Origin of the sequence: Marinobacter metalliresistant, from assembly GCF_038098645.1 — a bacterium.
GTDB lineage: Bacteria > Pseudomonadota > Gammaproteobacteria > Pseudomonadales > Oleiphilaceae > Marinobacter > Marinobacter metalliresistant.
Map to the genome: position 1 here is coordinate 1,477,061 of NZ_CP101118.1, position 26,949 is coordinate 1,504,009.

Genomic DNA, 26,949 nt, shown 5'->3' on the forward strand with positions numbered 1-26,949 from the left:
ACCCGACACAAAACCGCCAGAATTTTACACGGTTGGCAGGCACAAAAAAACCGGAATACGAATGTATTCCGGTTTTTTTTCAACGCTCAGGTGGGCATCACTTTGCGCCCCGGGGGTCCTTAACGTACTTCATGAAATCGCCTTCCGAGTCGATCACCAGAATGTCGTCCTTGCTGGAGAACGCGTTCTGGTATGCGGAAAGACTCCGATAGAAGCTGAAGAACTCACGATCCCGGCTGTAGGCATCGGCGTAAATCTGCGCCGCCTCACCATCGCCTTGACCGCGAAGCTGCTCGGACTTGGAGAATGCTTCCGCCAGGACCACCGTGCGCTGACGATCAGCATCCGCCCGAATCCCCTCGGCGGCTTCGCGACCACGGGAGCGATACTCTTGAGCCAGCTTCTCCCGCTCGGTGGCCATACGGCGATACACGTTCGTACGGACCTGCTCCGGCAACTCAATGGCCTTTATACGGATATCCAGCACCCGGATACCAAACTCTTTGAGCGCAGTTTCGTTGACCAGGTCCTTGAGTGAGGCCATCACATCATCACGTTCGCCTGAGACCACCTCACGCATGGTACGGACACCAAACTCATTACGAAGGCCGTTATCCACCCGCGACAACAAGAGATTCTGGGCCCGAAACTCGTCGCCACCGGTAGCCCGGTAAAAGGTATCCACGTCGGTAATTTGCCAGGCAATATAGGAATCCACGTCCAGTGGCTTTTTCTCAATGGTCAGATACTGACGCGCCGGCAGGTCCATGGTAAGAACCCGAACATCAAACTCCCTGACTTCATCAATAACGGGGACTTTAAAGTGAATCCCCGCAGGAACGTTGGTCTCGATCAGCTCGCCGAAACGCAGCAGAACGCCACGGTGGGTTTCCGGAATAATGTAAACACTGGACGATACCAACAACAAAATGATGAGGGTACCAGCAAGACCGATAATGCTTTTGGGTCCCATGATTATCTCCCCGTTCTCGCGTTGGTGGACTGGCGATTGCGCAGTTCGCGAAGCACCTGATCCGTCAGGGACTGGATATCAGCCTGACCGGTCAGGCTGCCCGCATCCCCTGCGCTCTCGTTCCGGCCCGCCGCCAGGCTGGCGCCGCCCTGACCGGTCAGACGATCCAGTGGCAGGTACATCATGTTACCGGCAGACTTGGTATCAACCAGCACTTTACTGGAACTGGACAGCACGCTCTCCATGGCCTGTAGATACATGCGCTCGCGAGTGACATCAGGCGCCTTCTCGTACACGGCCAGCAGATCCTTATACCGGGCGGTCTCACCGACCGCGCGCTCAACCACCTGGGCTTTGTATGCCGCCGCTTCCTCAACCATGCGCTGGGCCTTGCCACGGGCTTCCGGCACAACCTTGTTGCGATAGGTTTCTGCTTCTTCCTTGAGTTGCTGCTCGTCTTCACGGGCACGCTGCACTTCCCGGAAAGCATCCTGAACCGGCCCGGGCGGCTGGGTACTTTCCACGTTGACCCGCACAATCTCAAGGCCAGCACCGTACTGCCGCAGGAAGCCTTGGATTCGCTGCTCAACGTTTACCGCAAGCTCAACCCGACCCTCGGTCAATACCGCATCCAGAGTAGCACCGCCTGCTTCATGCCGAAGCGCACTGTCGGTGGCAAACGCCAGAGCCTGGTTAGAGTCACGGACATTAAGCACATAATCACGGGCATTACTGACCCGATACTGCACCTGCAAATCCACGCTGACCAGATTCTCATCCTGAGTCAGCATCTGGCCCGTCGACTCGGCTGTACGGACATTGGTTACGCGCACCTTGGTGACGTCATCAATCAACGGCACCTTGAAGCGCAGACCCGGGCTCTCTGTCCGGTCGTATTCCCCGAAACGCAGAACAACGGCCCGCTCCTGCTCGTCCACGGTGTAGAAAGACTGGAAGACGACGTAGCCAACAACAACAATGGCAGCCAGGGCGAGGATAGCGCCAAAACCAGGGCCGCCTCCGCCGGTGCTGCCATCACCACTGCCACCGGACTTGCCACCTTTGCCGCCCAACATCTTGTTGAGCTTGTCCAGCCCTTTTTTCAATGCCTCATCGAGGTCTGGCGGACCCTGATCATTGCCGCGCCGACCACCACCGGTACCCCAGGGGTCGTTGTCGTTACGGTTTCCACCCGGTTCATTCCAGGCCATAGTGCTCTCCGTTTCTGACTTATAAAAAGAATGGCTGCAAATACTAGGGATTTATCTCCGCCCCGGCAATAGCCGTTGCGGTTTCAGGCATGCCCCAGCTCGAGCCTGACCGATTCTTCCTTCACTCCGGCCCGGCTCAGAAGCTGCAGCCAGTCCCGGTTCTGCAAACGAACTTCCAACACCGTATCCCCCGTTTCACGATGCTCCTCGCTAAGCACGGACCCGGCCTCATGCAGCAGCGCGCGCAGCTTGCCGTCGGCAGGCCCCAGCAAAACAAAATGATGCACAACGTCCTCTGCAAGTCTCTCCACAATGGCGTCATACAGGCCATCGAGCCCTTCCCCGGTCACCGCGGACACCCAGGCCCTGACGGGAACACCGTCTTCATTGCGCTCGATTCTCGGCGTGAAGTCTTCCAGCAGGTCAATCTTGTTAAACACCTGCAGCATGGGAATCTCATCTGCCCCGATCTCGGCCAGCACCTCTTCGACCTGCTCTATATTCTCGTTACGCCGGCTGTCGTGGCTGTCAATAATGTGCAGCAGGATTGTCGCTTGTGTCGTTTCTTCCAGGGTCGCCCGGAATGCTTCGACCAGCTTGTGGGGAAGGTGCCGGATGAAGCCCACCGTGTCCGCCATTACGACCGGCCCGATATCCGGAAGTTCCAGACGTCGCAGCGTCGGGTCCAGAGTCGCAAACAACTGGTCTGCGGCATATACGGAGGAAGTGGTAATCCGGTTGAACAAGGTTGATTTACCTGCGTTGGTGTAACCAACCAGAGACACGGTTGGAATATCCGCTCGCTGACGGGCCCGTCGGCCCTGGCTCCGCTGCCGACGAACCTTTTCAAGACGCTTGTGGATGGACTTTATCCGTTCCCGAAGCAGACGGCGGTCGGTTTCCAGCTGGGTTTCGCCGGGGCCCCGAAGGCCGATGCCACCCTTCTGCCGCTCCAGGTGGGTCCAGCCCCGCACCAGACGCGTCGACATGTGTTCGAGCTGTGCCAGCTCTACCTGCAGCTTACCTTCGTGAGTCCGGGCGCGCTGGGCGAAGATGTCGAGAATCACACCTGTACGATCGAGCACCCGGCACTTGAGTTCATGCTCAATGTTTCTTTCCTGACGCGGACTCAGCGCATGATTGAACAATACGACATCGGCTTCATTGGCGGCTACGGCGTCACGGATTTCTTCCAGCTTTCCCTCACCGACGAAAAATCTCGGGCTGGGTTGCTTGCGGGAACCGGTAACAATACCCGCCGGCTCAACGCCGGCGGACGTCACCAGTTCCCGAAACTCGCCGGGGTCTTCCGTACCGTCATGGGCAGTGAAATCGATGTGGACGAGTATCGCGCGCTCACCGACATCAGGACGTTCAAACAATTGGCATCAACTCCGGAACAGTGAAACTGTCAATATCATAAAAACAAACACCCGCGGCCATCAGATCCCTGAAAAGGATCTTCCGGAACGCGGGTGGCAATACCGGGAAAGCGGATGGATCAGTCTTCAGATTCGCCCTCTCCTCCCGGAGCCTGCTGCGGAATGCGGACATTGCGGGCAGGAACCACAGTGGAAATAGCGTGCTTGTAGACCATCTGGCTGACAGTGTTTTTCAGCAAAATCACGAACTGGTCGAAAGACTCAATCTGGCCCTGAAGCTTGATACCATTAACCAGAAAGATGGAAACCGGAATGCGTTCCTTGCGCAATGCATTAAGGTAAGGGTCTTGTAACGAATGCCCTTTTGACATGTGTTTTCTCCTGTTTTAGTAAGTGCAGATCGTCATTTGTCAGAGTTAAATGTGGTGCGAAGTCTGATTTTTTTCAAGGCGGCCTTAGCGATAAGTTTGTTTTCGCTGTCCAGCCAGTCCACATCAGACCACTTACGCAACCAGGTCAACTGCCGCTTCGCCAACTGGCGCGTGGCTGCAATACCCTTGCTTACAAATGTGTCGTAGTCGTCTGCCCCGGACAAATAGTTCCAGGCCTGGCGATAGCCGACACAACGCGTGGAAGGGAGATCAGGATGCAAGTCTTCCCTGAGCATCAATGCCTGCACTTCGTCAAGAAAACCCGCCTCCAGCATCTTGAGGAAGCGCTGACGGATTCTCTCATGAAGCACCCGCCGCTCCGGCGGCATCATGGCAAGCTGGACCACAGTATACGGTAGCAAAGATGTTTCGTCTGCCTGCCAGCGGGTGAAATAGGTGTAATCCTCAATATCGCTTCTACTGGCAGACTCAGGCACGCCCTCGCTTTTACCGGCAACCTCTGCCTGCCAGAACGCTGAAATCGGCCTGCCGGTCACTCGGAGGACTTCCAGGGCCCGCAACAATCGCTGGCGATTGTTTGGATGTATCCGCTCCGCCGCGACAGGATCACCACTGCGCAGCTCCCGGTGCAGCGCTTCCCAGCCCCGCGCCTCAGCCTCCCGCTCCAACATCCTGCGCACTTCCGGGCTCGCCGCAGGCAAACCGGACATACCATGCAGCAGTGCCTTGAAGTACATCATGGTTCCACCCACCAACAAGGGTATCCGGCCCGCTGCCGTGATCTCGGCCATGGCAGCGAGGGCGTCGCGGCGAAAATCCGCGGCCGAGTAGGTTTGTGCCGGATCGCAGATATCGATCAGGCGATGCGGGGCCCGGGCCAGTTCTTCCGCCGTCGGCTTGGCGGTACCGATATCCATGCCACGGTATATCATGGCCGAGTCGACACTGATGATCTCGCAAGGTAGCTGCTCGCACAGGGACATGGCCAGGTCGGTTTTACCGGACGCGGTCGGGCCCATCAGGAAAATGGCCGGCGGCAATGACACCCTAACGCCCCCGCAGGAACAGCTTGTCCAGCTCGGACAGGGTTACCAGTGTCCAGGTCGGCCGGCCGTGATTGCACTGGCCGCTTCGCTCGGTGGCTTCCATATCTCTGAGCAATGAGTTCATTTCCGGAACGGTGAGCTGGCGGTTCGCTCTGACCGAACCATGGCACGCCATGGTGCCGAGCAGCTCGTGAGTGACCGCTTCCACCCGGTCGCTCTGACCATGCGCAATGAGATCCGCCAGCACGTCACGCACCAGCTGTTCGGCGTCGGCACCTCGCAAAAGCGCCGGCACCTGCCGGACAGCCAGGGTTTCCGGGCCGATCCGTTCTATCTGCAGGCCAAGCTTCTGCAGCTCATCACCATGGCTCTCGGTCAGGGCGGCCTCTTTCTGGCTGACCGCCAAAGACAGCGGGACTAACAATGGCTGGCTTTTCAGATCCTGCTCGGCAAGGGCCCGCTTCATCCGTTCATAGGTTATGCGCTCGTGGGCAGCATGCATGTCCACCACGATCATCCCTGCCCGCCCCTGGGCGAGGATATAGATACCGTGCAGCTGGGCAATGGCATAGCCAAGTGGCGGCTCCTCATCACTGTCGGCCGGCGGCGTCGGAATGGGCGTGGCACCCCGGTCACCGACCGGTGTCGACTGCGGGCTTCCGGTTCCGCCACCGGCGTTCAGGGACTGATAGAACGCCATCTGATCACTGGCGCGCCATTCCTGCTGAGGCTGTGACTGACCTCCGAAACCGGCTGATGTGCCTGAATGACCGTAACCCGGCACCGCTGGCTGGCCATTCCAGGAAGCGCCCCCCGGAGCACCCATGGCCGGTGCGCTTTCCGCCTGAGCCGACGCTTCACGGCCAAAGGACTGGGCGACAGCGCCCCGGAAATGATCATCCGGCCGGACATCGGCCAGGGCCTTGTGCAGGGTTCTGAAGATAAAATCGTGAACCAGCCGGCCGTCCCGGAAACGGACTTCGTGTTTTGTGGGGTGCACATTCACATCCACCGTGGCCGGGTCTACCTCCAGGTACAGCACAAAGGCCGGATGCCGGTTGTTATAGAGAACATCCCGGTAGGCCTGGCGCACGGCATGAGCCACCAGCCGGTCACGAATCACCCGGCCGTTGACAAAGAAATATTGCAGGTCCGACTGACTGCGGGAGAATGTCGGCAGCGCAACCCAGCCCCACAAACGAAGCCCCGTTGCTTGCGCATCGATAACCACCGCATTGTCGATGAATTGCTGCCCGCACAGGGCACCGATCCGCCGCTCCCGGTCAAGGGCTGAATCGGCAGGCCTCAGGCTTTGAACAACCCGCTGGTTATGACGGAGGGTGAAACCGGCATCAAACCGGCTCAGGGCCTGCCGGCGCACACACTCCTCAACGTGGTTGAATTCGGTTTTTTCGGTGCGCAGAAACTTGCGGCGCGCAGGGGTATTAAAGAACAGATCACGCACTTCGACGGTGGTACCCACCGGGTGTGCGGCGGGAGAGATTCTGGCGTCCATCTCCCGGCCCTCTACTTCTACCCGGGAGGCCGCTTCCTGCTCGGCTGTCCGGGAAGTCAGCGCCAGGCGGGAAACCGAACTGATGCTGGCGAGCGCCTCACCACGAAAGCCCAGGGAAGCGACAGCTTCCAGATCGTCAAGGCTGGCGATCTTGCTGGTCGCGTGCCGGCTCAGGGCCAGCGGCAAATCATCCTCTTCAATACCGCTGCCGTCGTCCCGTACGCGAATCAGCTTGACGCCGCCCTGCTCCACCTCAACATCAACCCGGGTGGCACCGGCATCCAGGGCGTTTTCGACCAGTTCCTTGACGACAGATGCGGGGCGCTCCACCACTTCACCCGCGGCAATCTGGTTCGCGAGCCGTGGTGACAGCAATCGAATGGGGGGCATATTACGGGAAAACCTCTTGATCAGGACGCGGGAATACGAATGGTTTGCCCTACCATAACACGGTCATCCCGCAGGTCGTTATACTGCATCAGCTCACTGACCGTGGTCTGGTTTTGCCTGGCCACTCCGGAAAGCGTGTCACCATGCTGGATCCGGTAATGACTGACGCTGTTTCCACCTTGGCGATTCTGCTTCTGCCAGGCCAGCAAGGTGCCCGGCGGCGGGGTTTTCTGAAAGTAATCGTCAACGCCTTTCATAATAGCGCCGGCCAGCTTGTTGCGGTACCACTCAGTCGTCAGGTTTTTCTCTTCCTGGGGATTGGATATGAACCCGGCTTCCACAAGGATAGAGGGAATGTCCGGTGACTTCAGCACCACAAACGACGCCTGCTCCACACCCGGCTTATGCAGCTCTGCAACACGTCCGAGTTTGCCGAGGACCGAACTGCCAACACCCAGGCTAGCGTTGATGCTTGCTGTCATGGACAAATCCAGCAACACGCCTGCAAGCGTGTCATCGCGACCATCCAGGGACAATCCGCCAGCACCACCTATCAGGTCCGAACGGTTTTCACTGTTTGCCAGCCAGCGGGCGGTTTCACTGGTCGCCCCGCGCTGGGACAGGGCGAAGACCGACGCTCCCTTCGGCTGGGGCGTGCGGAAAGCATCTGCGTGTACGGATACGAACAGGTCGGCATTGTACTTTCTGGCCAGCAGCGTCCGGTTGCGAAGGCCAATGTAGTAGTCCCCTGTCCGGGTCAGCTTGGCGGTGTATCCAGGCTGGTCATTGATCAGACCGGCAAGGGTATTCGCCATTTTCAGAACCACATCTTTCTCGCGCGTACCCCTGGGACCGATAGCGCCCGGATCCTCACCGCCATGGCCGGCATCAATCACCACGATAACATCCCGCTTGCCTGCCGAATCCTGGGTAACGGTTGGTTTGGCAGCCTTTTCCAGACGGCTGCCGCTCTCGTCAATCAGATCAACGACCAGCCGGTGGCCATATTGCTGGTTCGGCTCAAGCTGAAAGCTCCGGGGCTTGATGTCGGTTTCCAGATCCAGAACCACCCTCAGATCGTCTCCGTTGCGAGGCGCACTGCGAATCCGCTTGATCGGGCTGCCGGAAAGGTCCAGCCCTGAGAAATCCGCTTTCAGGCGGGTATTCTTGAGATCGATAACCAGGCGGGACGGCCCTGACAGGGAAAAGATGTTGTGCTCTACCTGCCCGGCGGTATCGAATACCAGACGGGTGTGGTCCGGCGCCGGCCATATCCGCGCACTTTCCACCTGTGTTCCGGCGAAAACGGGCAGCGCCAGAACCGCCAGTAACAGTGTCAGCGGCTGGACCAGTCTTGTTTTGAGTTCAGCGATTCTCATACAGCCTACCTGCCAGTTTCCATCAGGTTCCCGACCTAGTTGTGGCCCGGACCAATCAATTGCAGCTCATTGAGCACCGAGGCACCCCGCTCGGAACGGGCTCTGATAACGACGGAACGCCCCTCACCCTGCCGGTCCAGATGAATCTCCAGATCAGGGTCGGGCAGAATTCCTTTTCCCCGCTCGGGCCATTCGATCAGACACAGATTATCGCCGGCGAAGTAATCCCGGATGCCCATATATTCCAGCTCTTCCGCATCGCCGAGCCGGTAAAGATCGAAATGGTACGCCGGCGGCTCCAGGTCCTCATAGGGTTCCACCAGGGTATAGGTGGGACTTTTTACCGCGCCGGTGTGGCCAAGCCCACGCATGACACCCCGGCTGATGGTGGTTTTGCCCATACCCAGGTCGCCTTCCAGACAGATCACCAGGCCTCGGCCGGATTCGGCAACACGTCTCGCCAACTCCCGGCCAAGCTGTTCAGTTTCAGCCTCGCTTTCGAGAAACAGGCGGCGCTCATTCCCTGTCATGCTCATAAATCCCCCAGCACCCGACTGGGTTCAGACTCGCGGAATACCAGCGGCAGCGCATCAATCACATCGTTGGGTATCAACCCCATGAACCCCCGGGTCTCTGAGGCTTTGTCAGCCGCAGCCAGATGCACCGAAGCGCCGAGAACGGCCGCTTTGTCCGTCTCGCCAAGCTGGGCGTAAACGGCGCCAAGGATGCCTGACAGCACATCGCCCATACCACCGGTGGCCATTCCCGGGTTGCTGCCGCTGATAATATCGGCCGCTGCGTGTCCCGAGGCGACCACTGTGCCCGCCCCCTTCAGTAGCACAGTCCCGCCGTACATGGCCTGTAATCTATTGGCAGCGGCCACTCGGTCAGCTTCCACTTCCGGCACCAGACAGTTGAGCAATCTGGCGGCTTCGCCCGGATGAGGCGTTAAAATATGGTTATCCGCCGGTATGGCAACCCGACCAGACAACAGATTCAGCGCGTCGGCATCCAGAACCCGGGCCTTACCGCTGGAAATAACCTGTTCCAGCATCTGCTGGCCCCAGGCGCTGCGGCCTATCCCGGGGCCACAGACTATAACCGAGGCTGCTTCCAGCAACGGTGGCAATTCCGAGCCATGGATCAGGCCATGAGCCATCACAGAGGGGCACCTGGCCAGCGCGGCACTCACATGCTCGGGCCGGGTTGCCAGGGAAACAAGACCCGCCCCTGAGCGCGCTGCGGCCTCTGCCGCCAACAGGCCGGCCCCTCCAAACCCCCGGTCGCCGGCCACCACCAGTACATGCCCGAAACGGCCTTTATGGGCATTTGCCGGTCTTTCCGGCAACCAGGACATAACCGACGCCCAGTCACGACGGTGCGCAACCGGCTGCTGACCACTACCAGCAACCCCCTCAGCCGTGCCGAGGGGCTCAAACACAACCTCACCGGACACTGCGGCCCCCTGACCGGTAAACAGGCCAGCTTTAAGCCCGATAAACGTGACAGTCATTGTTGCCCTTACCACGTCACCCCCGGCTGCCCCCGTGGTCGCATTCAGCCCGGAGGGTAAATCCACCGCAAGCACCGGCGCTGACGCCTGGTTGCACCGCCTTATCAGCGCGGCAAAGGGTTCGCGGGGCGCCCCCGATACGCCGGTACCCAGCATGGCATCAACAATCATTCCGGCACTGGCAAAATGCCCGTTGAGGCCAGATTCCGGAATACCCTCCAGTTCATCGACATCCACGCCGTCTGCCAGCGCCTTTTGCCAGGCCTTTCTCGCATCACCGGTGAGCTTTTTGGTTGGTGCGACGGCCACACAACGAACATCCATACCATGACGTTGAGCGTTGGCGGCAATCAGGTAGCCGTCGCCACCATTGTTTCCGGCACCACAGAGAACCAGCACCGGACCACCGTCCCGCCAGTGCCGGACCAGACAGCGAAACGCCGCCTGGGCGGCAGACTGCATCAGTTCAAAACCATCAACACCCTGCTGATCAATCACATAGCGATCAATCTGTCTGACCGCATCGGCGGAAAACAGCGCGTCTGGTAGACTGTGCGCAGCGGACGGCGGCATGAACCTTTGCTCCCGTTACAGAAACCGGTTTAAGAAAATTGGCCAGCTATCTGTAAAGCATAGCAAAACAGTTGAAAAGGTCATAACTTAATCAAATTAAATATCCGTACCCTCGTTCCCGGACGGATCTCATCACCGGCAGTTTCCATGAGCACCACGTCTACCTGTGACAAACCATCCCCGGAACTGGCTGATCTGCCAGCGCTAATCCGCCAGTGGGCAGCTGAGCTAGGCTTCTCCGATGTGGGCATCACAACGCCGGATACCGGTGAGCATGCAACTCATCTGCAAGACTGGCTTACCGAGGGATATCAGGGCGAAATGGATTACATGGCGCACTATGGCGACAAGCGTTATACGCCCACCTCGCTGGTGCCAGGCACCACCCGGGTCATCTCCGTGAGAATGGATTATCTCCCGGCGCCGGACAGCCCCCAAGATGCGCTCACTCACCGGGACAGAGCCTACGTTACCCGCTACGCACTGGGGCGTGATTACCACAAACTGATCCGCAAACGCCTGGCCCGGCTGGCAGGACGAATTGATGAGGCGCTGAACGGATACGACTACCGGGCCTTCGTGGACAGCGCGCCAGTGCTCGAGCGTGCCCTGGCCCAGAGAGCCGGCCTTGGCTGGATCGGCAAGAACAACATGCTGATTCACCCGAAAGCAGGCTCTTTCTTTTTCCTGGGAGAAATTTTTACCAGCGCTCCGCTGCCTGTTGACGCACCATTCGAGAAAGACCATTGCGGGAGCTGTTCAGCGTGTCTGGATGTGTGTCCCACCGATGCGTTTGTAGCTGCGCACAAGCTGGATGCGAGGCGCTGCATCAGCTATCTGACCATTGAACTCAAAGGCAGCATTCCGGAAGAGCTGCGGGCCCTGATGGGCAACCGGGTTTTCGGATGTGATGACTGCCAGCTGGTCTGCCCGTGGCAGAAGTTCAGCAAACCAACGAAAGAGCGGGATTTCCAGCCCAGGCACGGGCTGGATAACACCGACCTGGCCGAGCTGTTCCTCTGGACCGAGGAACAGTTTTTGAAACGAACAGAAGGCTCTGCCATTCGCAGAACCGGCTATGAGGGCTGGCTTCGCAACCTGGCCGTTGGGCTGGGCAACGCACCCTCAACCATTCCGGTTATTGAAGCCCTGAAAAAGCGCGCGGACCACCCTTCCGAAATGGTCCGTGAGCATGTCCAGTGGGCCCTGCGGCAGCACAACCTATAGCTTGAAGAAGTGTTCCCGGTAATGGCGCAGTTCGTTAATGGAGTCCCGGATGTCGTCCAAAGCCAGATGACTGCCTTTCTTTTTGACGCCGGCCAGCACATCTGGCCGCCAGCGGCGGGCTAACTCTTTAACGGTAGACACGTCCAGATTCCGGTAGTGGAAGAAGGCTTCCAGCTCTGGCATGTACTTGACCAGGAAACGTCGATCCTGGCCGATGCTGTTGCCGCACAGCGGTGACTGCCCCGCCTCAACGTGTTTTTTCAGAAACTCGATGGTCTGCTGCTCGGCTTCTGATTCGGAGATATCGCTTTCCTGAACACGCTTGGTAAGACCGCTTTCACCGTGCGTTCTGGTGCACCACTCATCCATGGCATCCAGAAAAGCATCTGGCTGATGGACAGCAATGACCGGACCTTCCGCTACTGTGTTCAGTTCCGAATCGGTGATAATTGTTGCCATTTCAATGATCCGCTCTTTTTCGGGGTCCAGGCCTGTCATTTCCAGATCGATCCAAACCAGGCGATCGCTATCTGCCATTATTTTCCCAGCCTTCTAGATTTAGGGGAGGCGGGGCTGGCATCGGCTTTCCGGAAACCGCTACAAGCACATCCATGTGCGCTTGACTCCGGCCATCCATGGCCTCCGACATTTCCGAAAAGCCGATGCCAGCCCCGCTCCGAAATTTGGAGATATGTCTTTATCGTCTTGGCAACGTCCAAGCCGAATAGGCACGATTCCAGTATGATGGCACACCACAGGCAAAACTTTCATCTGGTTATCCGGGACGTAAATGGCAAAACGGCGACTGAACAAACAGCAGCAATTCCGCATCAAGAGGGTCCAGGAAGAGCGAGCGGCCCGCGCGGCGCGCAAGGAAAGGAAGGTTCAGGAGCAGGCCGACGCTGGTGAGCTTGGGCCGGAGCAGGAAGGGTTAGTCATTGCTCACTATGGGCAACAGCTGGACGTGGAAGCACTGGAAGGTGAGCAAACCGGTGATGTAGTCCGGTGCTTTGTTCGAACCAACATTGACAGCCTGGTGACCGGTGACAAGGTTGTCTGGCGGCCGGGACAAAATGAAACCGGCGTTATTGTTGCCCGCTGTGAGCGGCAGAATCTGCTGCAGCGGCCGGATAATTTTGGTGCCCTGAAGCCGGTGGCCGCAAACATTGATCATATTATTCTGGTGATAGCACCGGAGCCGGAGCCCCACGACAACCTGATTGACCGGTACCTGGTGGCCGCGGAAATCACAGATATTCCGGCGGTGATTCTGCTTAACAAGACGGATCTGCTTACCAACAGAAACCGGCAAAGCATTGATGCCCTGCTCGTGCGCTATGAAGCGCTGGGTTATGAGGTTGTGCGTACATCTGCAGCCGAATCTGGCGATCAGCCGTCATCGGAGGTTGAGGCCCTGGTCAAGGATCAGACCAGCGTGTTCGTCGGGCAGTCCGGCGTGGGCAAGTCGTCGATTATCCAGACGTTGATGCCGGGTGAGGCAATTCGCGTGGGCGCCGTATCGGAGAGTACTGGCAAGGGTGTGCACACGACCACAACGGCCAAGCTGTTCCATCTGCCGATGGGAGGGGATCTGATCGATTCGCCGGGTATCCGTGAGTTCGGCTTGTGGCACATGACACCGCAGGAGGTCGAGCACGGGTTCCGGGAGATCCGGGACGTAATCGGTAACTGCAAATTCCGCAACTGCCGGCACATGGGGGATCCCGGCTGTGCGATTGATGCGGCGGCGGATCAGGGCAAGATCAGCCCGCAGCGGCTGAAAAGTTTCCACCGGATTCTTCAGGATATGTCGGAACAGCAGGCCCGCGGGCTGAAAGTGGACTAACGGATCCTGCCCTACCAGTTCAGCTCGCCCGGTGCCGGCTGTTCTTTTTCCTTGCGCCATTCCCCACTTTCAAGCCGCTCTCGGGCGGCTTCCTGCTCTGCTTCTGACGGGCGGGTAAGATCGATCAGGGGCTCATCGGTACGGCCCGCGCTGCTCTGGATGTTGTCTACGGTTTTCTTGTTCAGAACGATAATGGAAATGCGGCGGTTCACCGGCGCGGTCGGGTCTTCCTGATCGAACAGCACGGAGTCGCTCAGCCCTACCACCCGGGCAATCTGTTCCCCCCGAACCCCGCCAGCAACGAGCGCCCGGCGGGCTGTATTGGCGCGGTCAGCCGACAGCTCCCAGTTGGTGTAGCCCGGCCGGCCACTGAACGGTGCCGAATCGGTATGCCCTGTAATACTGAGTTTGTTATCGACGGAACCCAGCGTCTTGGCCAGTTCAAACAGGATATCCTGAGAGTAATATTTAAGCTCGGCGCGGCCGCTGTCGAACATGGGGCGGCCTGACCGGTCGACGATCTGGATGCGCAGGCCTTCATCGGTAATGTCGATCAACAGCTGGTCCTTGAATTCCTGCAGGGTTTCGTTCTGCTCGATGCGTTCTTTCAGCTCCTGGAATAACTCCTCCATACGACGCTGTTCGAGGGTTTCCGAGAGTTCGTCCACAACCTGGTCTTCGATCTGAATCTGGCTTGATTCGATATCGGGACTCGCCTCGTTTATGACCGAAGCGCTGCCTTCAAGGTCCACCGGGTTCGGTGAGCCACCCTCGGTAAATCCTACCGGATCACGAAAATAACCTTCCACGGCCAGCTTTTGTTCAGGAGACGCCGTCGCGGTCAGCCAGAGCACCAGGAAAAACGCCATCATTGCGGTAGCGAAATCGGCAAACGCAACTTTCCAGGAACCACCGTGGTGCCCGGCTGCGACAACCTTTTTGCGTTTGATGATGATCGGCTGTTCTTCCACGATTCGGCTCCGGAGATCAGTTGCAGGCGGTATTACTTGGAACGAACGTGATCGTTCAGTTCCTGAAACCCGGGACGCTTGTCCGTCGGCAATGCCTTGCGACCGAATTCAATCGCCATCTGGGGCGCCTGCCCGGACACTGTGGCTACGATGGCCGACCTTACGCATTCGTAGGCCTTGAGTTCGTATTTGGCGGCGTGTTCCATGGCAATGGACGTGGGGCCGACGAAGCCATAACCCATGAAGATACCGAGAAAGGTACCAACAAGCGCCGCGGCAACACTCAGGCCGATCTTCTCAGGCCCCTCGCTCATGAAGTTCATGGTGATGACAATGCCAAGAACCGCGGCAACAATCCCGAGGCCGGGCAGCGCGTCCGCAATCTTGTTGACGGCGTGCGCAGACTCTTCGATTTCGTGCTGGCGACTGTCGATCTCGTTTTCCATCATGCCTTCCAGCTCATGGGCCGCCATGTTGCCAGAGCTGATAATACGCAGGTAATCGGTAATAAATGCCTGCAATTCTTTTGACTTCATGATGGCAGGGTAACGACTGAAGATCTGGCTGGACTCGGGATTATCGATGTCTTCTTCTATTGCCATAACGCCCTGCTTCCGGGACTTGTCAAAAATCTCGTAAAGCAGGCTGAGAAGATCCATGTAGAACGATTTATTGTAGGGCGAACCGGTAAGCAGCTGAAAGCCGCGGCTAAACGTTTCCTTCAGGGTATGCATGGGGTTGGCAATAATGAATGACCCCAGAGCCGCGCCAAAAATGATCAGCACTTCTGTTGGCTGCCACAGCACCATGAGGTTGCCGCCATGGAGAACAAAGCCAGTAAATACACTGGCAATAACAATAACCGCACCGATGATCAGTAACATGGTAACTAAGCACGCCTTATGTTCTTGGTTATCGGCCGGAGCCGGAAGTCTTCACGCAAAAGGTGCCCTGATAATAGCAAGCCCCCCACAGAACCGCGAAGCCAAGAAACAATTTCTATACAGGTCGCAGTCTTTGTTAAACTTCGCGCCTTTGAGCGCAGAGGATCACTATTCATGTTCGACAAGCTTTTTGTTCTGAGCCAGTACATCGCCCCGCAACGGGCGATTTCCCACCTGGCCGGTCGTCTGGCCGACGATGACCGTTCCTCCGCGCTCAAGAACCGGGTGATCCATTGGTTTATCGGCCGCTACGGGGTAGACATGAGCGAAGCCGCCGAGCCGGATCCGGAAGCCTACCCGAGCTTCAACGCTTTCTTCACCCGGGCACTGAAACCGGGTATCCGACCACTGGCCGAAGGTGAAGAAACGCTGGTCAGCCCTGTTGATGGCGTGATCAGCCAGCTCGGCCAGGTAACTGGCGACCGGATATTCCAGGCCAAGGGCCAGTCCTTCAGCCTGAGCGAGCTGCTCGGCGGAATTGAGAAAACCACCGCGCCGTTTGCGGGGGGCGAATTTTCGACCATCTACCTCTCGCCCAAGGATTACCACCGGATCCACATGCCCATGGCCGGCACCCTTCGGGAGATGATCCACATTCCGGGCAAGCTGTTCTCGGTAAACCCCGTGACCGCTGAAAACGTTCCCAACCTGTTTGCCCGCAATGAGCGCGTTGCCTGCATCTTCGACACTGACGCAGGCCCCATGGCCCTGGTACTTGTGGGCGCCATGATTGTGGGCAGCGTGGAAACCCGCTGGGCGGGGGTCGTGGTGCCGGGCAGCAAAGGGGTTACCGCAACTCATTACGAAGGCGAGCAGGCCGTGACGTTTGCCAAGGGTGAGGAAATGGGCCGCTTCCGGTTGGGCTCGACCGTGATCATGGTAATGCCCAAGGGTGCAGTCAGTTGGAACAGTGATCAGATCGCCGGCAAGACCGTGCGCATGGGCGAGGCCTTTGGCACACTATCCCGGACACACTCTCCCGTGTAGGAGAACGGCTTTCCGAATCATGCCCGCTCAAACGGAAATGCCAGCACCTCACGTATGTCCCCGGCGCCCAACTTGATCATCAGCAGGCGATCCAGCCCGAGCGCCACCCCGGAACACTCGGGCAGCCCCAGCCCGAGGGCTGCAAGAAAAGCCTCATCCAGCGCCATTTCCGGCTTCCCGGACCGTCGGCGCTGCTCATTATCCGCTTCAAAGCGGCGACGCTGTTCCCGTGGATCCGTCAGCTCCCAGTAGCCGTTGCAAAGCTCAAGGCCATTTATGTAAAGCTCGAACCGGTGCGCGGTTTCATGGCCTTCCGACACGGAGACACGAGCCAGGGAGGCCTGAGCGGCCGGATAGCCAGTTATGAATACCGGCCGTTGCGTACCAAGGTTCGGTTCAACCGCAAAACTCATCAGCAGGTCCAGGCAGCCATCGCGCCCCAGGTCCGCCAGCTGTTCCGGTTCCAGCCACTGCTCGCAGCGACGCATCAGCTCGCGGTCCGTGGCCTCAAAGGGGTCGATATTTGCCCACCATTCCATCGCGTCCCTGTAACGGATGACCTCCGGCGGCCGGCACCCAAGCCAGCCACATACAAGGTCTGAAACCTCGGCCATCAATGCCACGTCGTCAAACCCTTCGCGATACCATTCCAGCATGGAGAACTCAGGGTTATGGCGTCGCCCCAGCTCGCCATTACGGAACACCCGGGAAACCTGATAAACCGAGCCGTAGCCCGCAGCCAGCAGGCGCTTCATGTGGTATTCAGGGGAGGTTTGCAGCCAGCCGCCGGTTCGGGCGCCGGCGGATACGTGCGCCTGAATGCCGTCCAGATTCGGATCGGTGACACCATGCTGCCCGAGAATCGGTGTTTCAACTTCCAACACCCCTCTTTGCGCAAAAAAGCCGCGCACAAACCCCAGTTGTTGTGCACGGCTTTTCAAGGCAGCCTGCGAGGCAGAGGGCTGCCAGACAGGTTCTTTGGTCATGTCAGGATTAACTGCTCTTGACCCGGTTGACGTACTCTCCGGAGCGCGTATCAACCTTGAGTACTTCACCGGTGGTGATAAACAACGGCACATTGACCACGGCACCGGTTGAGAGGGTTGCCGGCTTGGAGCCACCCTGTGCCGTGTCGCCCTTCATGCCCGGATCGGTATCGACCACTTCGAGTTCAACGAAATTGGGCGGCGTAACCGACAGCGGCGCACCGTTATACAGGGTCACTGTGTAGACATCCTGCTCTTTCAGCCACTTCAGGGTGTCACCAACGGCCTTGGCATCAGCCGGGTACTGCTCGAAGGAGCCATCAGTAAGCATGAAATGCCAGAATTCCCCGTCGGTGTAGAGGTATTCCATATCCTGATCAATCACATCCGCCGCTTCCAGGCTTTCACCGGATTTGAAGGTGCGTTCCCAGACACGATTGGTCATGAGGTTACGCAGTTTGACGCGGTTAAAGGCCTGCCCCTTTCCGGGTTTTACGAACTCGTTCTCGAGCATGATGCAGGGGTCGCCATCAAGCAAAACCTTGAGACCACTGCGAAATTCGTTGGTAGAATATGAAGCCATGAAATGTCCACCTGACAAAATGCTGTTTAAAATTCAAAGGTCGCTATGATACAGCGAACCCCCGCCCATATAGAAGCCCACCTTTCTGACCAGGAGCAACGCAGCTGGCAGCAACTGCTCTCGGAGTCGGTCACATCGCCTGAAGAGCTGCTCCGGCGCCTGGGACTTCCTGACGAGCTGTGGCTTTCCGGCGCACGGCGGGGCCACCGGCTGTTTCCGATCCGGGTGCCGGAACCGTTCCTGGCCCGAATGGAAAAAGGCAACCCGGCCGACCCGCTGCTCAGGCAGGTGCTGCCACTTGAGGAGGAAACCGGCCATGTGCCGGGCTTTGTCAGCGATCCTCTGCAGGAGGCGGGCGCCATTCCGACCACCGGGCTGATCCGCAAATACCGCAGCCGGGCGTTGCTCATGGTCACCGGCCAGTGCGCGATCAACTGCCGGTACTGCTTTCGGCGGCACTTCCCCTATAACGAACAGCGTCTGAACCCGGAAGACCGACAACGTGTTATCGACACCCTGGCGGCCAGCCCTGAGGTGAACGAGGTCATTTTCAGTGGTGGCGACCCGCTGGCGGTCAATGACCGGCTTCTCGCCCAGTGGGCATCAGCGATCAGTGGCATACCTCACATTCGCCGCCTGCGTCTGCATACCCGCCTGCCCGTGGTGATCCCCCAGAGGGTTTGCGATGAGTTGCTGAAGTGGCTGTCAACAACGCCTCTGCAGGTGGTTATTGTTCTGCACATCAACCACCCGGCGGAAATTGATCCCCCAACCCGCCGGGCATTGGGCTATCTGAGGGCAGCCGGTGCCACGCTGTTGAACCAGAGCGTTATCCTCCGGGGCGTGAATGATCAAGCTTTTGTTCTTGAAGCCCTGAGCGAGGCCCTGTTCGATGCAGGTGTGCTACCCTATTATCTCCACGCCTTCGACCCGGTGGCCGGTGCGCACCATTACAATGTGCCCGATCAGGAGGCGAAGGAGCTAATGCATGAACTGCTGGGAAGGCTGCCCGGGTTCCTGGTGCCAAAGCTTGTACGTGAAGAGCCAGGAAAGGATAGCAAGACCCCGATCAACCTGTTCCCGTGACACGGTTCACGAAAAAGGCCTCAAAATCACTTGTCAAAGATTGTCAACTCGTGATCTTCTCGCTTTTTGTAACTGGTTTGCTACTTTAAAGTCCAGTAACGTTTAACGATAAAACATGTATTTACGGCGTTTTCCTGGCAGGCCGGCGGACAGCGATCAACCGCCAGCCGAGCAGGCCCAACCCCGGAATACCACCTGTGCTCCCGATATTGGCATGAATTCATGGAAGGTATGACCCTGAAACCAGATCTCCGCGTTCCCGAACAGAAAACGGCCAGCCTGTCGTTCTGTGACACAACGCCCAAAGCATTCAGGATCTGGACGGACCAGCTGCCGATGGCCAATATCGGTGAGGTATCACGGCAACTCTACCATGCCATCATTGAACTGAATCATCTGTTCCTGGCGCCGCATCTACGGATGCAGTTTCTGGAAGTCATCCGTGAAAAAATTCACTTCGTCTGCAACGAACTCTCGCGACACTATCTGGGTCTTGCCGTCGCGCTTCCCGAAAAACAACGGAAAATCGCCAACCTGTCACAGGCACTGCAGTTACATCTGGCGGGTGGGTACAAGCTGTGCGTTCTCGAGTTCATTGACACCGGCGGGCTGGAAAAAAATCGCAGGCAGATTGCCAACGCCACTCACAGAGCCATTTACGAACTGGCAGCAACCATTCTGAGATCGCACCAGCTTTACTGCCCCAGCCCGGCCCGGAGCTGGCTCGAATGCCACCGCCTGTTCCGCTTCGCCTACCGCAACAAACTGTCCGTCATGCAGGTTGAAGACGACACCCTGCAACACCGCCGCACCAGTTCCGTTGCCGACAGCTATAAACGCATTCTGCTGCTCGGCTGTGCCCGGCCAAACCAACTCAGGCAGTCAGAGCTTCTCCAGGTGTACGAGTTATTCGAGTCCTGGACAGATCACACACGTTGCGGGCCGGACATCGGCGATGACAGCCTGTTCGTCGTCAATATGGAAACGGATAATCCGCCGTTCTATCGCAGCCTGCTTGACAGGAACCCGGGCGATGACAGCTTCGGTTTCGACACCCGCGAGTTATCGTCCATGCTTTCGGACACACTGCATGCCCGCCGGGAACACAAAGAAACCGACCATGAGCTGACGGTTCCGGCGAAAGTCAGCGATACCCTGCTTACGCATCTCAGCCAGGCGCTGGGCATTCTCGCGAAAAGAAACTTCAACCGTATTGCCAGCCAGGGATCCCTGGAAGTCTGCGTGGGCCTGACGGCCGCGCACTATTTTATTGCCGGCGAGAAAACCTTCACCGAATTCGTGAACGGCAATGACAGTAGTCATCAAGACGAGGAGAACCCGTTTATCCGTGCCTCGCGGCAGAAGCAGGACGCCTGGTCGGGCGCCCATGATGCCGAGCCAGGCGACGACAGACTTCTTTCGGCCGATACCCCGATTAACTTCCGCGGCAGGCACGGCAACGCTCAGGGTCCTGGTATTGACAAAAACCGCCCAAAATCGCACCACTCTTTTCTGATAAACACGAGCCCGGGCGGTTACTGCGTCGCCTGGGAGAGCAACGTGCCCCCCTCGCTTCAGGCCGGCGAGGTGCTCGGAGTCCGGGAGCAGAAAAGCCACCCCTGGAGCGTCGCGGTTGTTCGCTGGATTCGCCAGATCAAAAACCACGGCACTCAGGTGGGCATAGAGCTTCTTGCGCCCAGCGCTTCGCCCTGCGGCGTTCGCCTGATCCAGAAAGTAGGCAACAGCAGCGAATATCTCCGGGGCCTGCTATTGCCGGAAATCAGCGTGGTGAATCAGTCGGCTACTCTGATTACACCAAGGTTGCCGTTCCAGTCAGGCAGCCGGATTTCATTACTCCACGACGGTCGGGAGGACCCGGGGCAGCTGTCGCGCAAAGTATCCTCCACAGGCAGCATTAGCCAGTTTGAACTCAAGTTACAGAATGCCGCAGCACTGACCACCGGCACACCGGTGGCACCGTCCCGCGCCAGTGAGGATGAGTTCGACTCCCTCTGGCCATCGTTATAATCTTGCCAAACTGAGACGCCGGACCCCGGAGAGGGTTGTTATTGAACCGCAACCCCTGCATCATTCAGCGATAGTGAATGACCGGCCTTGCGACACCCGCAAACCGTTGACTGCAAGTTACTGTATTCAAACAGATCGCAGACTGCTAACGGTGGCCGCCTCCGCCAATGTGTATCACGAGACGTCTTACGAATGCAGAAAAAGAACGCGACCGTACACCTGCTGATTCTTGACCCATCTCAAAACGATGCCGAATCGCTGGTCAGCCTGCTCCGTAACTCAGGCAAGGCCACCAGGGCCCATCGCATCACTTCCGAGGAAGACCTCGAAGAAACCCTGAAAGCGGGTAACTGGGACCTGCTCCTGGCCCGTGATCTGGACCAGGAATTTTCGGCCGACGATGCGCTGGCCATGATCCGCCGGATGGACAAGGACATTCCGTTTATTCTGCTGACCGAGCAGGAAAGTCGCGAACGTACGGTAGCGATGATGAAGGCCGGCGCACAGGACACCGTACCGTTTGAGTACACGGATCTCCTGGTGCTGGTGGTTAACCGCGAACTGGCAGCCCTTGGTGAACGTCGCCGGCGCCGGGTGCTGGAATCCCACCTCAGGGAGGCGGAACAGCGCTGCCAGTTACTGCTCGAAAGCTCCAAGGACGCGATCGCCTACATTAATGATGGCATGCACATCTACGCCAATCAGTCCTATATGGAGTTTCTTGGCTACGACGATATCGATGACCTTATCTGCATCCCGGTACTGGACACCCTTACCCCGGAAAGTCAGGACACGTACAGGGAGTTCATGAAGTCCTTCGCTGAAAAGGGCGAAGATGGCATGACCATGAACTGCACGGCACGCCGCAGTGACGACCACGAACTGAATGTCACCATGTCGGTTTCCGCGGCAACCTATGATGGTGAGGCCTGCACCCAGATTGTGCTGCAGCCGGAGCACAGCGATGCGGAACTCGAAGAAAAACTGCGCCAGATCAGCAGCCAGGATCTGCTGACCGGTCTTTATAACCGCCAGTACCTGATGGATGCACTCGCCGAAGCGATCTCCAATGCCGGCAAGCACAACGAAACCGGTGCGCTTGCCTATATTGCCCTGGACAACTTCATGAACATGAAGAGCCAGGTGGGCATATCCGGCGCGGACCTGCTACTTGGCGATCTGGCTAACCTGCTCAAGGAGCAGGCCGGAGACGACCTGGCCCTCGCCAGACTGAGTGACGACGCCTTCAGTCTCCTGTGCCAGCCCTGCGATGAAAAAGCCATGTCTGATCACTCCGAGCGCATCCGCAAGGCAGTTGAAGACCATTTGTTTGATATCAATGGCCGCACCGTGCAACTCACCGTGAGTATCGGGGTTGCCGCGATTACCGAGAACTCGCCAAAGGCCGAGGAGTTGATGGCCCGGGCCCACATGGCGTCCGCTGAAGTCCGCAAACTGGAAGGCCATGCCCAGGGCAACGGTGTCGTAGCCTATAACCCGGCGGACTTTGAAACACTGGATGAGAGCAATTCGGTGGAGGCCATTCAGAAAGCCCTGGAAGAGAACCGCTTCCGCCTTCTGTTCCAGCCGATCATTAACCTGCGCGGAGAAGGCGAGGAGCATTACGAAGCTTTCGTGCGGATGCTCGACAAGGACCACAAGGAAGTCTCACCCTATGATTTCCTGCCGCCGATGGGACCGATCGACACCGCCATCAAGATCGACCGCTGGGTGATCCTGCAGACCATCAGGCAGCTTTCCAGTCACCGCTCCCGGGGGCACGATACCCGCCTGTTCCTGAACGTAACCGCGGAAACACTGCAGGACCAAACCTTCACCCCCTGGCTCAGCGTCGCCCTGAAGGCAGCGCGGTTGCCGGGTGATTCACTGATTTTCCAGATCCGCGAAGGCGATGCCAACAACTACATGAAACAGGCCAGGGACTTCACCAAAGCCGTTCATGAACTCCACTGCAAGGTTTCCATCGCCCAGTTTGGCTGTGCCCTCAACCCGTTCAACACGCTCAAACATATCGATACAGACTACGTAAAGATTGATGGCTCCTTTACGGAGGAAATCCAGAAGAGCGATGAAGCCAAAGAACAGGTGAAGGCGATGGTCAAGAGCCTGCAGAATAGCGGAAAGCTGACGATCATACCGCTGGTGGAAAATGCGGGTGTTCTCGCCACCCTCTGGCAGGCAGGTGTTAACTACATCCAGGGCTACTACCTGCAGGCCCCGGTTCCGGAAATGAACTACGACTTCGGCGACAACTGAGCCGGACCGGCTCAGAAGTCTGCCTGATCGAGCCCCTGATTGGTTTCGCTTTCCCGGAAACCAATCAGGTACAGGATCGCATCCAGCCCGAGTGTCGAGATGGAGTGACGGGCCGATTCCTTAACCAGGGGCTTGGCCCGGAACGCAACACCCAGCCCGGCCTGGCTCAGCATCGGGAGGTCGTTGGCGCCATCGCCCACGGCTATAACCTGTTCCCTGGAGATGTGCTCTTTTTCAGCAATTTCCAGCAGCAGTTCGGCCTTACGCTTGCCATCGACAATCTGCCCGGCGACCCGGCCGGTCACCTTACCGTTCTCGATTTCCAGCTCGTTGGCATAGATGTAGTCGATCCCCAGCTTGCGCTGCAGATGGCGGGCGAAATAGCTAAACCCGCCAGACAGAATCGCGGTCCGATAACCCAGGGCCTTGAGGCTGAGAATGAGGTGCTCCGCCCCTTCGGTCATGCGCAAACGATTGGCAATACCTTCCAGTACTGATTCATCCAGTCCTTTGAGCAGCGCCAGGCGCTCGGCAAAGCTCTGGCTGAAATCCAGCTCGCCCTGCATGGCCCTTTCGGTAATTTCGGCCACCTGCGCCCCTACTCCCGCTTCCATGGCCAGCTCATCGATCACCTCGGCTTCGATCAGCGTGGAATCCATATCGAAGACCACCAGACGGCGGTTGCGCCGGAAAATCGAATCCTCCTGGAAGGCGATATCCACATTCATTTCACCGGCAATATGGAGGAAGTCCGCGCGCAATTGCTCAAGGTCCGAAGGCGTGCCACGAACCGAGAACTCCACGCAGGCGATCCGGTTATCGGAGGCGTTCAGTGATGGCCTCGCAGAAAGCCTGGAGATGTTGTCGATGTTCAGCCCATGGCGAGCTGTAATGGCGGATACCCGGGCGATCTGTTCGGCCTTGATGTCCCGGGAAAGCAGGGTCACGATGTAACAGGCGCGATTCCGGGCCGCAGCCCAGGACTGGTATTCCTCAACGGTGATCGGCGCAAACCGGACTTGCAGATCAAGGGCGTGGAGCCGGAACAGCAGGTCCCGGATGACCGGTGAGGATTTGGATTCATCCGGAATATCGATCAGGATGCCCCAGGTGAGATGATCGTGAATCACCGCCTGGCCGATATCGAGAATCCGCACATCATAGCGCCCCATGATGCCGGTGATTTCCGATGTGAGGCCGGGCTTGTCCCGCCCGGAAACATTGATCAGTACCAGTTCACCCACGTTCGGCCCCCTCACTTTCGGAACTCGCCTCTTCCTGAGCCCGGGCGGCGGAAGGAATCACCTCAATGGCGTCGACCCGCTGCAGGCCCCGGGGCAGTTTGTGGCCACGACGCCCACGCTCGCCGAGATAGTGCTCGAGGTCGCTGAATTGCAGCCCCATCTTGCGTTTTCCGGCCCGGATCTCGAGCTGGTCATCCTCGGCGAACACCGCAATCGAGACCACGTATTCTTCCCGGTTCTGAACCCGTGCAGACGGTATACTGATGATCTTGTTACCCTTGCCCTTGGCCAGTTCCGGTAACTCACTCAGCGGGAACACCAGCATCCGCCCCTCGTTAGACACAGCCCCCAGATACAGCGTTTTTCCGGTGGCCGGTATGACAACAGGAGGCAGGATCTTCGCTCCCCTGGGGACACTCACCACCGCTTTGCCGTTGCGGTTTTTGCTGATCATGTCGTTCAGTGACGTCACGAAACCATAGCCGCCGTCAGTGACCAGCAAGGTCTTGCGAGACGGATCTCCCATCAATAGTCCCGAGAACGTGGCACCAGAAGGCGGATTGATCCGGCCGGTTAAAGGCTCGCCCTGCCCCCTGGCCGACGGCAGGCTATGGGCCATCAGCGAATAGGCGCGTCCGGTGGAATCCAGGAAGATCGCCTGCTGGTTGGTTCGCCCTCTGGCCGCCAGCGCAAATCGGTCGCCGGCCTTGTAACTCAGGCCTTCGGGCTCGATGTCGTGGCCCTTTGCGGCGCGAACCCAGCCTTTATCAGACAGCACCACTGTGACCGGGTCATTCGAGATCAGATCCACTTCACTGAAGGCGCGGGCTTCCTCTCGCTCGACAATCGGAGAGCGACGGTCGTCACCAAAGTTTTCGGCGTCCGCCTTCAATTCGTTCTTGATCAGTTCCCGCAGACGATCTTCGGAGCCAAGAATCGACTGAAGTTCATCCCGCTCCGCTGACAGCTCATCCTGCTCACCGCGGATTTTCATCTCCTCAAGCTTGGCCAAATGACGAAGCTTCAGTTCGAGGATGGCCTCGGCCTGGTCTGCAGACAACCCGAAGCGGGCCATCAACTCGGCCTTGGGCTTATCTTCGTTGCGGATTATCTCAATAACCTCATCAATATTGAGATAGGCAATCAGCAGGCCTTCGAGGAGGTGCAGACGCGCCAGGACTTTCTCAAGACGATGCTCGAGACGACGGATAACGGTGGCCCTGCGGAATGTCAGCCATTCAGTCAGAATCTGATGCAGGCCCTTAACGCCCGGCCGGCCATCATTGCCGATCACATTGATATTCACCCGATAGGTCTTCTCAAGATCCGTGCTGGCAAACAGGTGTGCCATCAGGCCATCGAGATCCACCCGGTTGGAGCGGGGCACAACGACCAGACGGGTCGGATTTTCGTGGTCCGATTCATCGCGGAGGTCTGCCACCATCGGCAGTTTTTTGGTCTGCATCTGATGGGCAATCTGCTCCAGTACCCGGGCGCCGGACACCTGATGCGGCAGATCCGTCACCACAATTTCGCCGCTTTCACGAATCCAGCGGGCACGCATGCGAAGCGAACCGCGGCCGGTTTCGTACATCTGCCGGATATCCTTGCGTGGGGTAATAATTTCCGCATAGGTGGGGAAATCCGGCCCCTTGATGTGTTCGCAGAGCTCATCAACGGTTGCATCGGGCTGATCCAGCAAACGGATGCAGGCGGCGGTGACTTCCCGCACGTTGTGGGGCGGAATATCGGTGGCCATACCAACGGCAATGCCGGTAGTGCCGTTCAGGAGCACGTGAGGGAGCCTGGCAGGCAGCACCGAGGGCTCATCCATGGTGCCATCGAAATTGGGCACCCAGTCCACCGTGCCCTGGGCAAGCTCGCCCAGCAGCGCTTCGGCAAAAGGCGCCAGACGGGATTCGGTGTAACGCATGGCGGCAAACGATTTGGGATCATCCGGCGAACCCCAGTTGCCCTGCCCGTCTACCAGTGGATAACGATAGGAGAACGGCTGCGCCATCAGCACCATGGCTTCATAACAGGCGCTGTCACCATGGGGGTGGAACTTGCCCAACACGTCACCCACAGTTCGGGCAGACTTCTTGTACTTGGACGTGGATTTCAGCCCCAGCTCGGACATCGCGTAGACAATCCGACGCTGTACCGGTTTCAGCCCGTCACCAACATTGGGAAGCGCCCGGTCAAGAATGACGTACATGGAATAGTCGAGATAGGCCTTTTCCGTGTAATCCCGGAGCGATACCCGCTCAAAGCCTTCATCCGTTGTCTGAAACTCTGGCATGGATGCCTCTTTTGCCTGTATTGCCTGATTTGAATAACGCCAGTGATGCTACTCCCTGCGCCTGAAATTATCACCGGCGCGAGGGAGGCCACA

Annotated in this window: 22 protein-coding genes; 6 read left to right on the forward strand and 16 right to left on the reverse strand. The window is 58.1% G+C overall.

Annotation, left to right across the window (positions count from 1 at the left end):
* Positions 1–97: 97 nt before the first annotated feature.
* The 9 genes from hflC to NLK58_RS06920 form a co-directional block, all read right to left on the reverse strand.
* The gene (gene hflC / locus NLK58_RS06880) at positions 98–973 is read right to left on the reverse strand and encodes a protease modulator HflC (RefSeq protein WP_341582405.1); all 876 of its coding nucleotides are present in this window, start codon (positions 971–973) and stop codon (positions 98–100) included.
* 2 nt (positions 974–975) lie between these two features.
* Positions 976–2,184, reverse strand: a complete 1,209-nt coding sequence (hflK, locus tag NLK58_RS06885; protein ID WP_341582406.1) for an FtsH protease activity modulator HflK — start codon at positions 2,182–2,184, stop codon at positions 976–978.
* An 83-nt stretch (positions 2,185–2,267) separates the two neighbouring features.
* The gene (hflX, locus tag NLK58_RS06890; protein ID WP_341582407.1) at positions 2,268–3,566 is read right to left on the reverse strand and encodes a ribosome rescue GTPase HflX; all 1,299 of its coding nucleotides are present in this window, start codon (positions 3,564–3,566) and stop codon (positions 2,268–2,270) included.
* 119 nt (positions 3,567–3,685) lie between these two features.
* Positions 3,686–3,937, reverse strand: a complete 252-nt coding sequence (gene hfq / locus NLK58_RS06895; RefSeq protein ID WP_008170056.1) for an RNA chaperone Hfq — start codon at positions 3,935–3,937, stop codon at positions 3,686–3,688.
* 32 nt (positions 3,938–3,969) lie between these two features.
* On the reverse strand, positions 3,970–4,977 hold the full coding sequence (gene miaA / locus NLK58_RS06900; protein ID WP_341582779.1) for a tRNA (adenosine(37)-N6)-dimethylallyltransferase MiaA: 1,008 nt from the start codon (positions 4,975–4,977) through the stop codon (positions 3,970–3,972).
* A gap of 28 nt (positions 4,978–5,005) precedes the next feature.
* Positions 5,006–6,910, reverse strand: a complete 1,905-nt coding sequence (gene mutL / locus NLK58_RS06905) for a DNA mismatch repair endonuclease MutL (RefSeq protein WP_341582408.1) — start codon at positions 6,908–6,910, stop codon at positions 5,006–5,008.
* 20 nt (positions 6,911–6,930) lie between these two features.
* The gene (locus tag NLK58_RS06910) at positions 6,931–8,289 is read right to left on the reverse strand and encodes an N-acetylmuramoyl-L-alanine amidase (RefSeq protein WP_341582409.1); all 1,359 of its coding nucleotides are present in this window, start codon (positions 8,287–8,289) and stop codon (positions 6,931–6,933) included.
* Positions 8,290–8,324: 35 nt separating this feature from the next.
* Complete coding sequence (gene tsaE, locus NLK58_RS06915) at positions 8,325–8,825, reverse strand: tRNA (adenosine(37)-N6)-threonylcarbamoyltransferase complex ATPase subunit type 1 TsaE (protein WP_117617825.1); 501 nt, start codon at positions 8,823–8,825, stop codon at positions 8,325–8,327.
* Positions 8,822–10,375: an NAD(P)H-hydrate dehydratase gene (locus tag NLK58_RS06920; RefSeq protein WP_341582410.1), complete on the reverse strand. Its 1,554-nt coding sequence runs from the start codon at positions 10,373–10,375 to the stop codon at positions 8,822–8,824. The genes tsaE and NLK58_RS06920 overlap by 4 nt, the downstream gene beginning before the upstream one ends.
* A gap of 147 nt (positions 10,376–10,522) precedes the next feature.
* Here NLK58_RS06920 and queG point away from each other — a divergent pair, with 147 nt between their 5' ends.
* Entirely contained in the window at positions 10,523–11,602 is a 1,080-nt protein-coding gene (gene queG, locus NLK58_RS06925; protein ID WP_341582411.1) for a tRNA epoxyqueuosine(34) reductase QueG, read from the forward strand.
* On the opposite strand, the gene orn is transcribed toward queG, so the two are convergent.
* Positions 11,597–12,139, reverse strand: coding sequence for an oligoribonuclease (gene orn, locus NLK58_RS06930; RefSeq protein ID WP_341582412.1), 543 nt, complete (start codon positions 12,137–12,139; stop codon positions 11,597–11,599). The genes queG and orn overlap by 6 nt on opposite strands.
* Positions 12,140–12,392: 253 nt before the next feature.
* Between orn and rsgA the strand changes: the two genes are divergently transcribed.
* Entirely contained in the window at positions 12,393–13,448 is a 1,056-nt protein-coding gene (gene rsgA, locus NLK58_RS06935) for a small ribosomal subunit biogenesis GTPase RsgA (RefSeq protein WP_341582413.1), read from the forward strand.
* An 11-nt stretch (positions 13,449–13,459) separates the two neighbouring features.
* Here rsgA and motB read toward each other — a convergent pair whose 3' ends face one another.
* Both motB and motA read right to left on the reverse strand, forming a co-directional pair.
* On the reverse strand, positions 13,460–14,419 hold the full coding sequence (gene motB / locus NLK58_RS06940) for a flagellar motor protein MotB (protein ID WP_117617830.1): 960 nt from the start codon (positions 14,417–14,419) through the stop codon (positions 13,460–13,462).
* A 32-nt stretch (positions 14,420–14,451) separates the two neighbouring features.
* Complete coding sequence (gene motA / locus NLK58_RS06945) at positions 14,452–15,303, reverse strand: flagellar motor stator protein MotA (protein WP_117617831.1); 852 nt, start codon at positions 15,301–15,303, stop codon at positions 14,452–14,454.
* A 174-nt stretch (positions 15,304–15,477) separates the two neighbouring features.
* Between motA and asd the strand changes: the two genes are divergently transcribed.
* Complete coding sequence (gene asd, locus NLK58_RS06950) at positions 15,478–16,350, forward strand: archaetidylserine decarboxylase (protein WP_341582414.1); 873 nt, start codon at positions 15,478–15,480, stop codon at positions 16,348–16,350.
* Between the two features lie 17 nt (positions 16,351–16,367).
* On the opposite strand, the gene epmA is transcribed toward asd, so the two are convergent.
* Together epmA and efp are read right to left on the reverse strand one after the other, a co-directional pair.
* Positions 16,368–17,336 carry an EF-P lysine aminoacylase EpmA gene (gene epmA / locus NLK58_RS06955; RefSeq protein WP_341582415.1) on the reverse strand — a complete coding sequence of 323 codons (969 nt, stop codon included), beginning with the start codon at positions 17,334–17,336 and terminating at the stop codon, positions 16,368–16,370.
* Between the two features lie 7 nt (positions 17,337–17,343).
* The gene (efp, locus tag NLK58_RS06960; RefSeq protein ID WP_117617834.1) at positions 17,344–17,919 is read right to left on the reverse strand and encodes an elongation factor P; all 576 of its coding nucleotides are present in this window, start codon (positions 17,917–17,919) and stop codon (positions 17,344–17,346) included.
* A 45-nt stretch (positions 17,920–17,964) separates the two neighbouring features.
* Between efp and epmB the strand changes: the two genes are divergently transcribed.
* The 3 genes from epmB to NLK58_RS06975 all read left to right on the forward strand — a co-directional run bounded on the left by epmB (position 17,965) and on the right by NLK58_RS06975 (position 23,310).
* Positions 17,965–19,005, forward strand: coding sequence for an EF-P beta-lysylation protein EpmB (gene epmB, locus NLK58_RS06965; RefSeq protein WP_341582416.1), 1,041 nt, complete (start codon positions 17,965–17,967; stop codon positions 19,003–19,005).
* 222 nt (positions 19,006–19,227) lie between these two features.
* Positions 19,228–21,033 carry a GTPase gene (locus tag NLK58_RS06970; protein WP_341582417.1) on the forward strand — a complete coding sequence of 602 codons (1,806 nt, stop codon included), beginning with the start codon at positions 19,228–19,230 and terminating at the stop codon, positions 21,031–21,033.
* Between the two features lie 192 nt (positions 21,034–21,225).
* Positions 21,226–23,310: an EAL domain-containing protein gene (locus NLK58_RS06975; RefSeq protein WP_117617837.1), complete on the forward strand. Its 2,085-nt coding sequence runs from the start codon at positions 21,226–21,228 to the stop codon at positions 23,308–23,310.
* An 11-nt stretch (positions 23,311–23,321) separates the two neighbouring features.
* Here the strand turns inward: NLK58_RS06975 and serB are convergent, their stop codons facing one another.
* Positions 23,322–24,554, reverse strand: coding sequence for a phosphoserine phosphatase SerB (gene serB / locus NLK58_RS06980; protein WP_117617838.1), 1,233 nt, complete (start codon positions 24,552–24,554; stop codon positions 23,322–23,324).
* On the reverse strand, positions 24,547–26,856 hold the full coding sequence (gene parC, locus NLK58_RS06985; protein ID WP_117617839.1) for a DNA topoisomerase IV subunit A: 2,310 nt from the start codon (positions 26,854–26,856) through the stop codon (positions 24,547–24,549). Before parC ends, serB begins: the two co-directional genes overlap by 8 nt.
* Between the last annotated feature and the right edge of the window lie 93 nt (positions 26,857–26,949).

Bases quoted from the DNA above. Each gene is read 5' to 3' on its own strand.
- hflC (WP_341582405.1), bottom strand. From the start codon at position 973: ATGGGACCCAAAAGCATTATCGGTCTTGCTGGTACCCTCATCATTTTG.
- hflK (WP_341582406.1), bottom strand. From the start codon at position 2,184: ATGGCCTGGAATGAACCGGGTGGAAACCGTAACGACAACGACCCCTGG.
- hfq (WP_008170056.1), bottom strand. From the start codon at position 3,937: ATGTCAAAAGGGCATTCGTTACAAGACCCTTACCTTAATGCATTGCGC.
- miaA (WP_341582779.1), bottom strand. From the start codon at position 4,977: ATGGGCCCGACCGCGTCCGGTAAAACCGACCTGGCCATGTCCCTGTGC.
- mutL (WP_341582408.1), bottom strand. From the start codon at position 6,910: ATGCCCCCCATTCGATTGCTGTCACCACGGCTCGCGAACCAGATTGCC.
- NLK58_RS06910 (WP_341582409.1), bottom strand. From the start codon at position 8,289: ATGAGAATCGCTGAACTCAAAACAAGACTGGTCCAGCCGCTGACACTG.
- tsaE (WP_117617825.1), bottom strand. From the start codon at position 8,825: ATGAGCATGACAGGGAATGAGCGCCGCCTGTTTCTCGAAAGCGAGGCT.
- NLK58_RS06920 (WP_341582410.1), bottom strand. From the start codon at position 10,375: ATGCCGCCGTCCGCTGCGCACAGTCTACCAGACGCGCTGTTTTCCGCC.
- queG (WP_341582411.1), top strand. From the start codon at position 10,523: ATGAGCACCACGTCTACCTGTGACAAACCATCCCCGGAACTGGCTGAT.
- orn (WP_341582412.1), bottom strand. From the start codon at position 12,139: ATGGCAGATAGCGATCGCCTGGTTTGGATCGATCTGGAAATGACAGGC.
- rsgA (WP_341582413.1), top strand. From the start codon at position 12,393: ATGGCAAAACGGCGACTGAACAAACAGCAGCAATTCCGCATCAAGAGG.
- motA (WP_117617831.1), bottom strand. From the start codon at position 15,303: ATGTTACTGATCATCGGTGCGGTTATTGTTATTGCCAGTGTATTTACT.
- asd (WP_341582414.1), top strand. From the start codon at position 15,478: ATGTTCGACAAGCTTTTTGTTCTGAGCCAGTACATCGCCCCGCAACGG.
- epmA (WP_341582415.1), bottom strand. From the start codon at position 17,336: ATGACCAAAGAACCTGTCTGGCAGCCCTCTGCCTCGCAGGCTGCCTTG.
- efp (WP_117617834.1), bottom strand. From the start codon at position 17,919: ATGGCTTCATATTCTACCAACGAATTTCGCAGTGGTCTCAAGGTTTTG.
- epmB (WP_341582416.1), top strand. From the start codon at position 17,965: ATGATACAGCGAACCCCCGCCCATATAGAAGCCCACCTTTCTGACCAG.
- NLK58_RS06970 (WP_341582417.1), top strand. From the start codon at position 19,228: ATGGAAGGTATGACCCTGAAACCAGATCTCCGCGTTCCCGAACAGAAA.
- NLK58_RS06975 (WP_117617837.1), top strand. From the start codon at position 21,226: ATGCAGAAAAAGAACGCGACCGTACACCTGCTGATTCTTGACCCATCT.
- parC (WP_117617839.1), bottom strand. From the start codon at position 26,856: ATGCCAGAGTTTCAGACAACGGATGAAGGCTTTGAGCGGGTATCGCTC.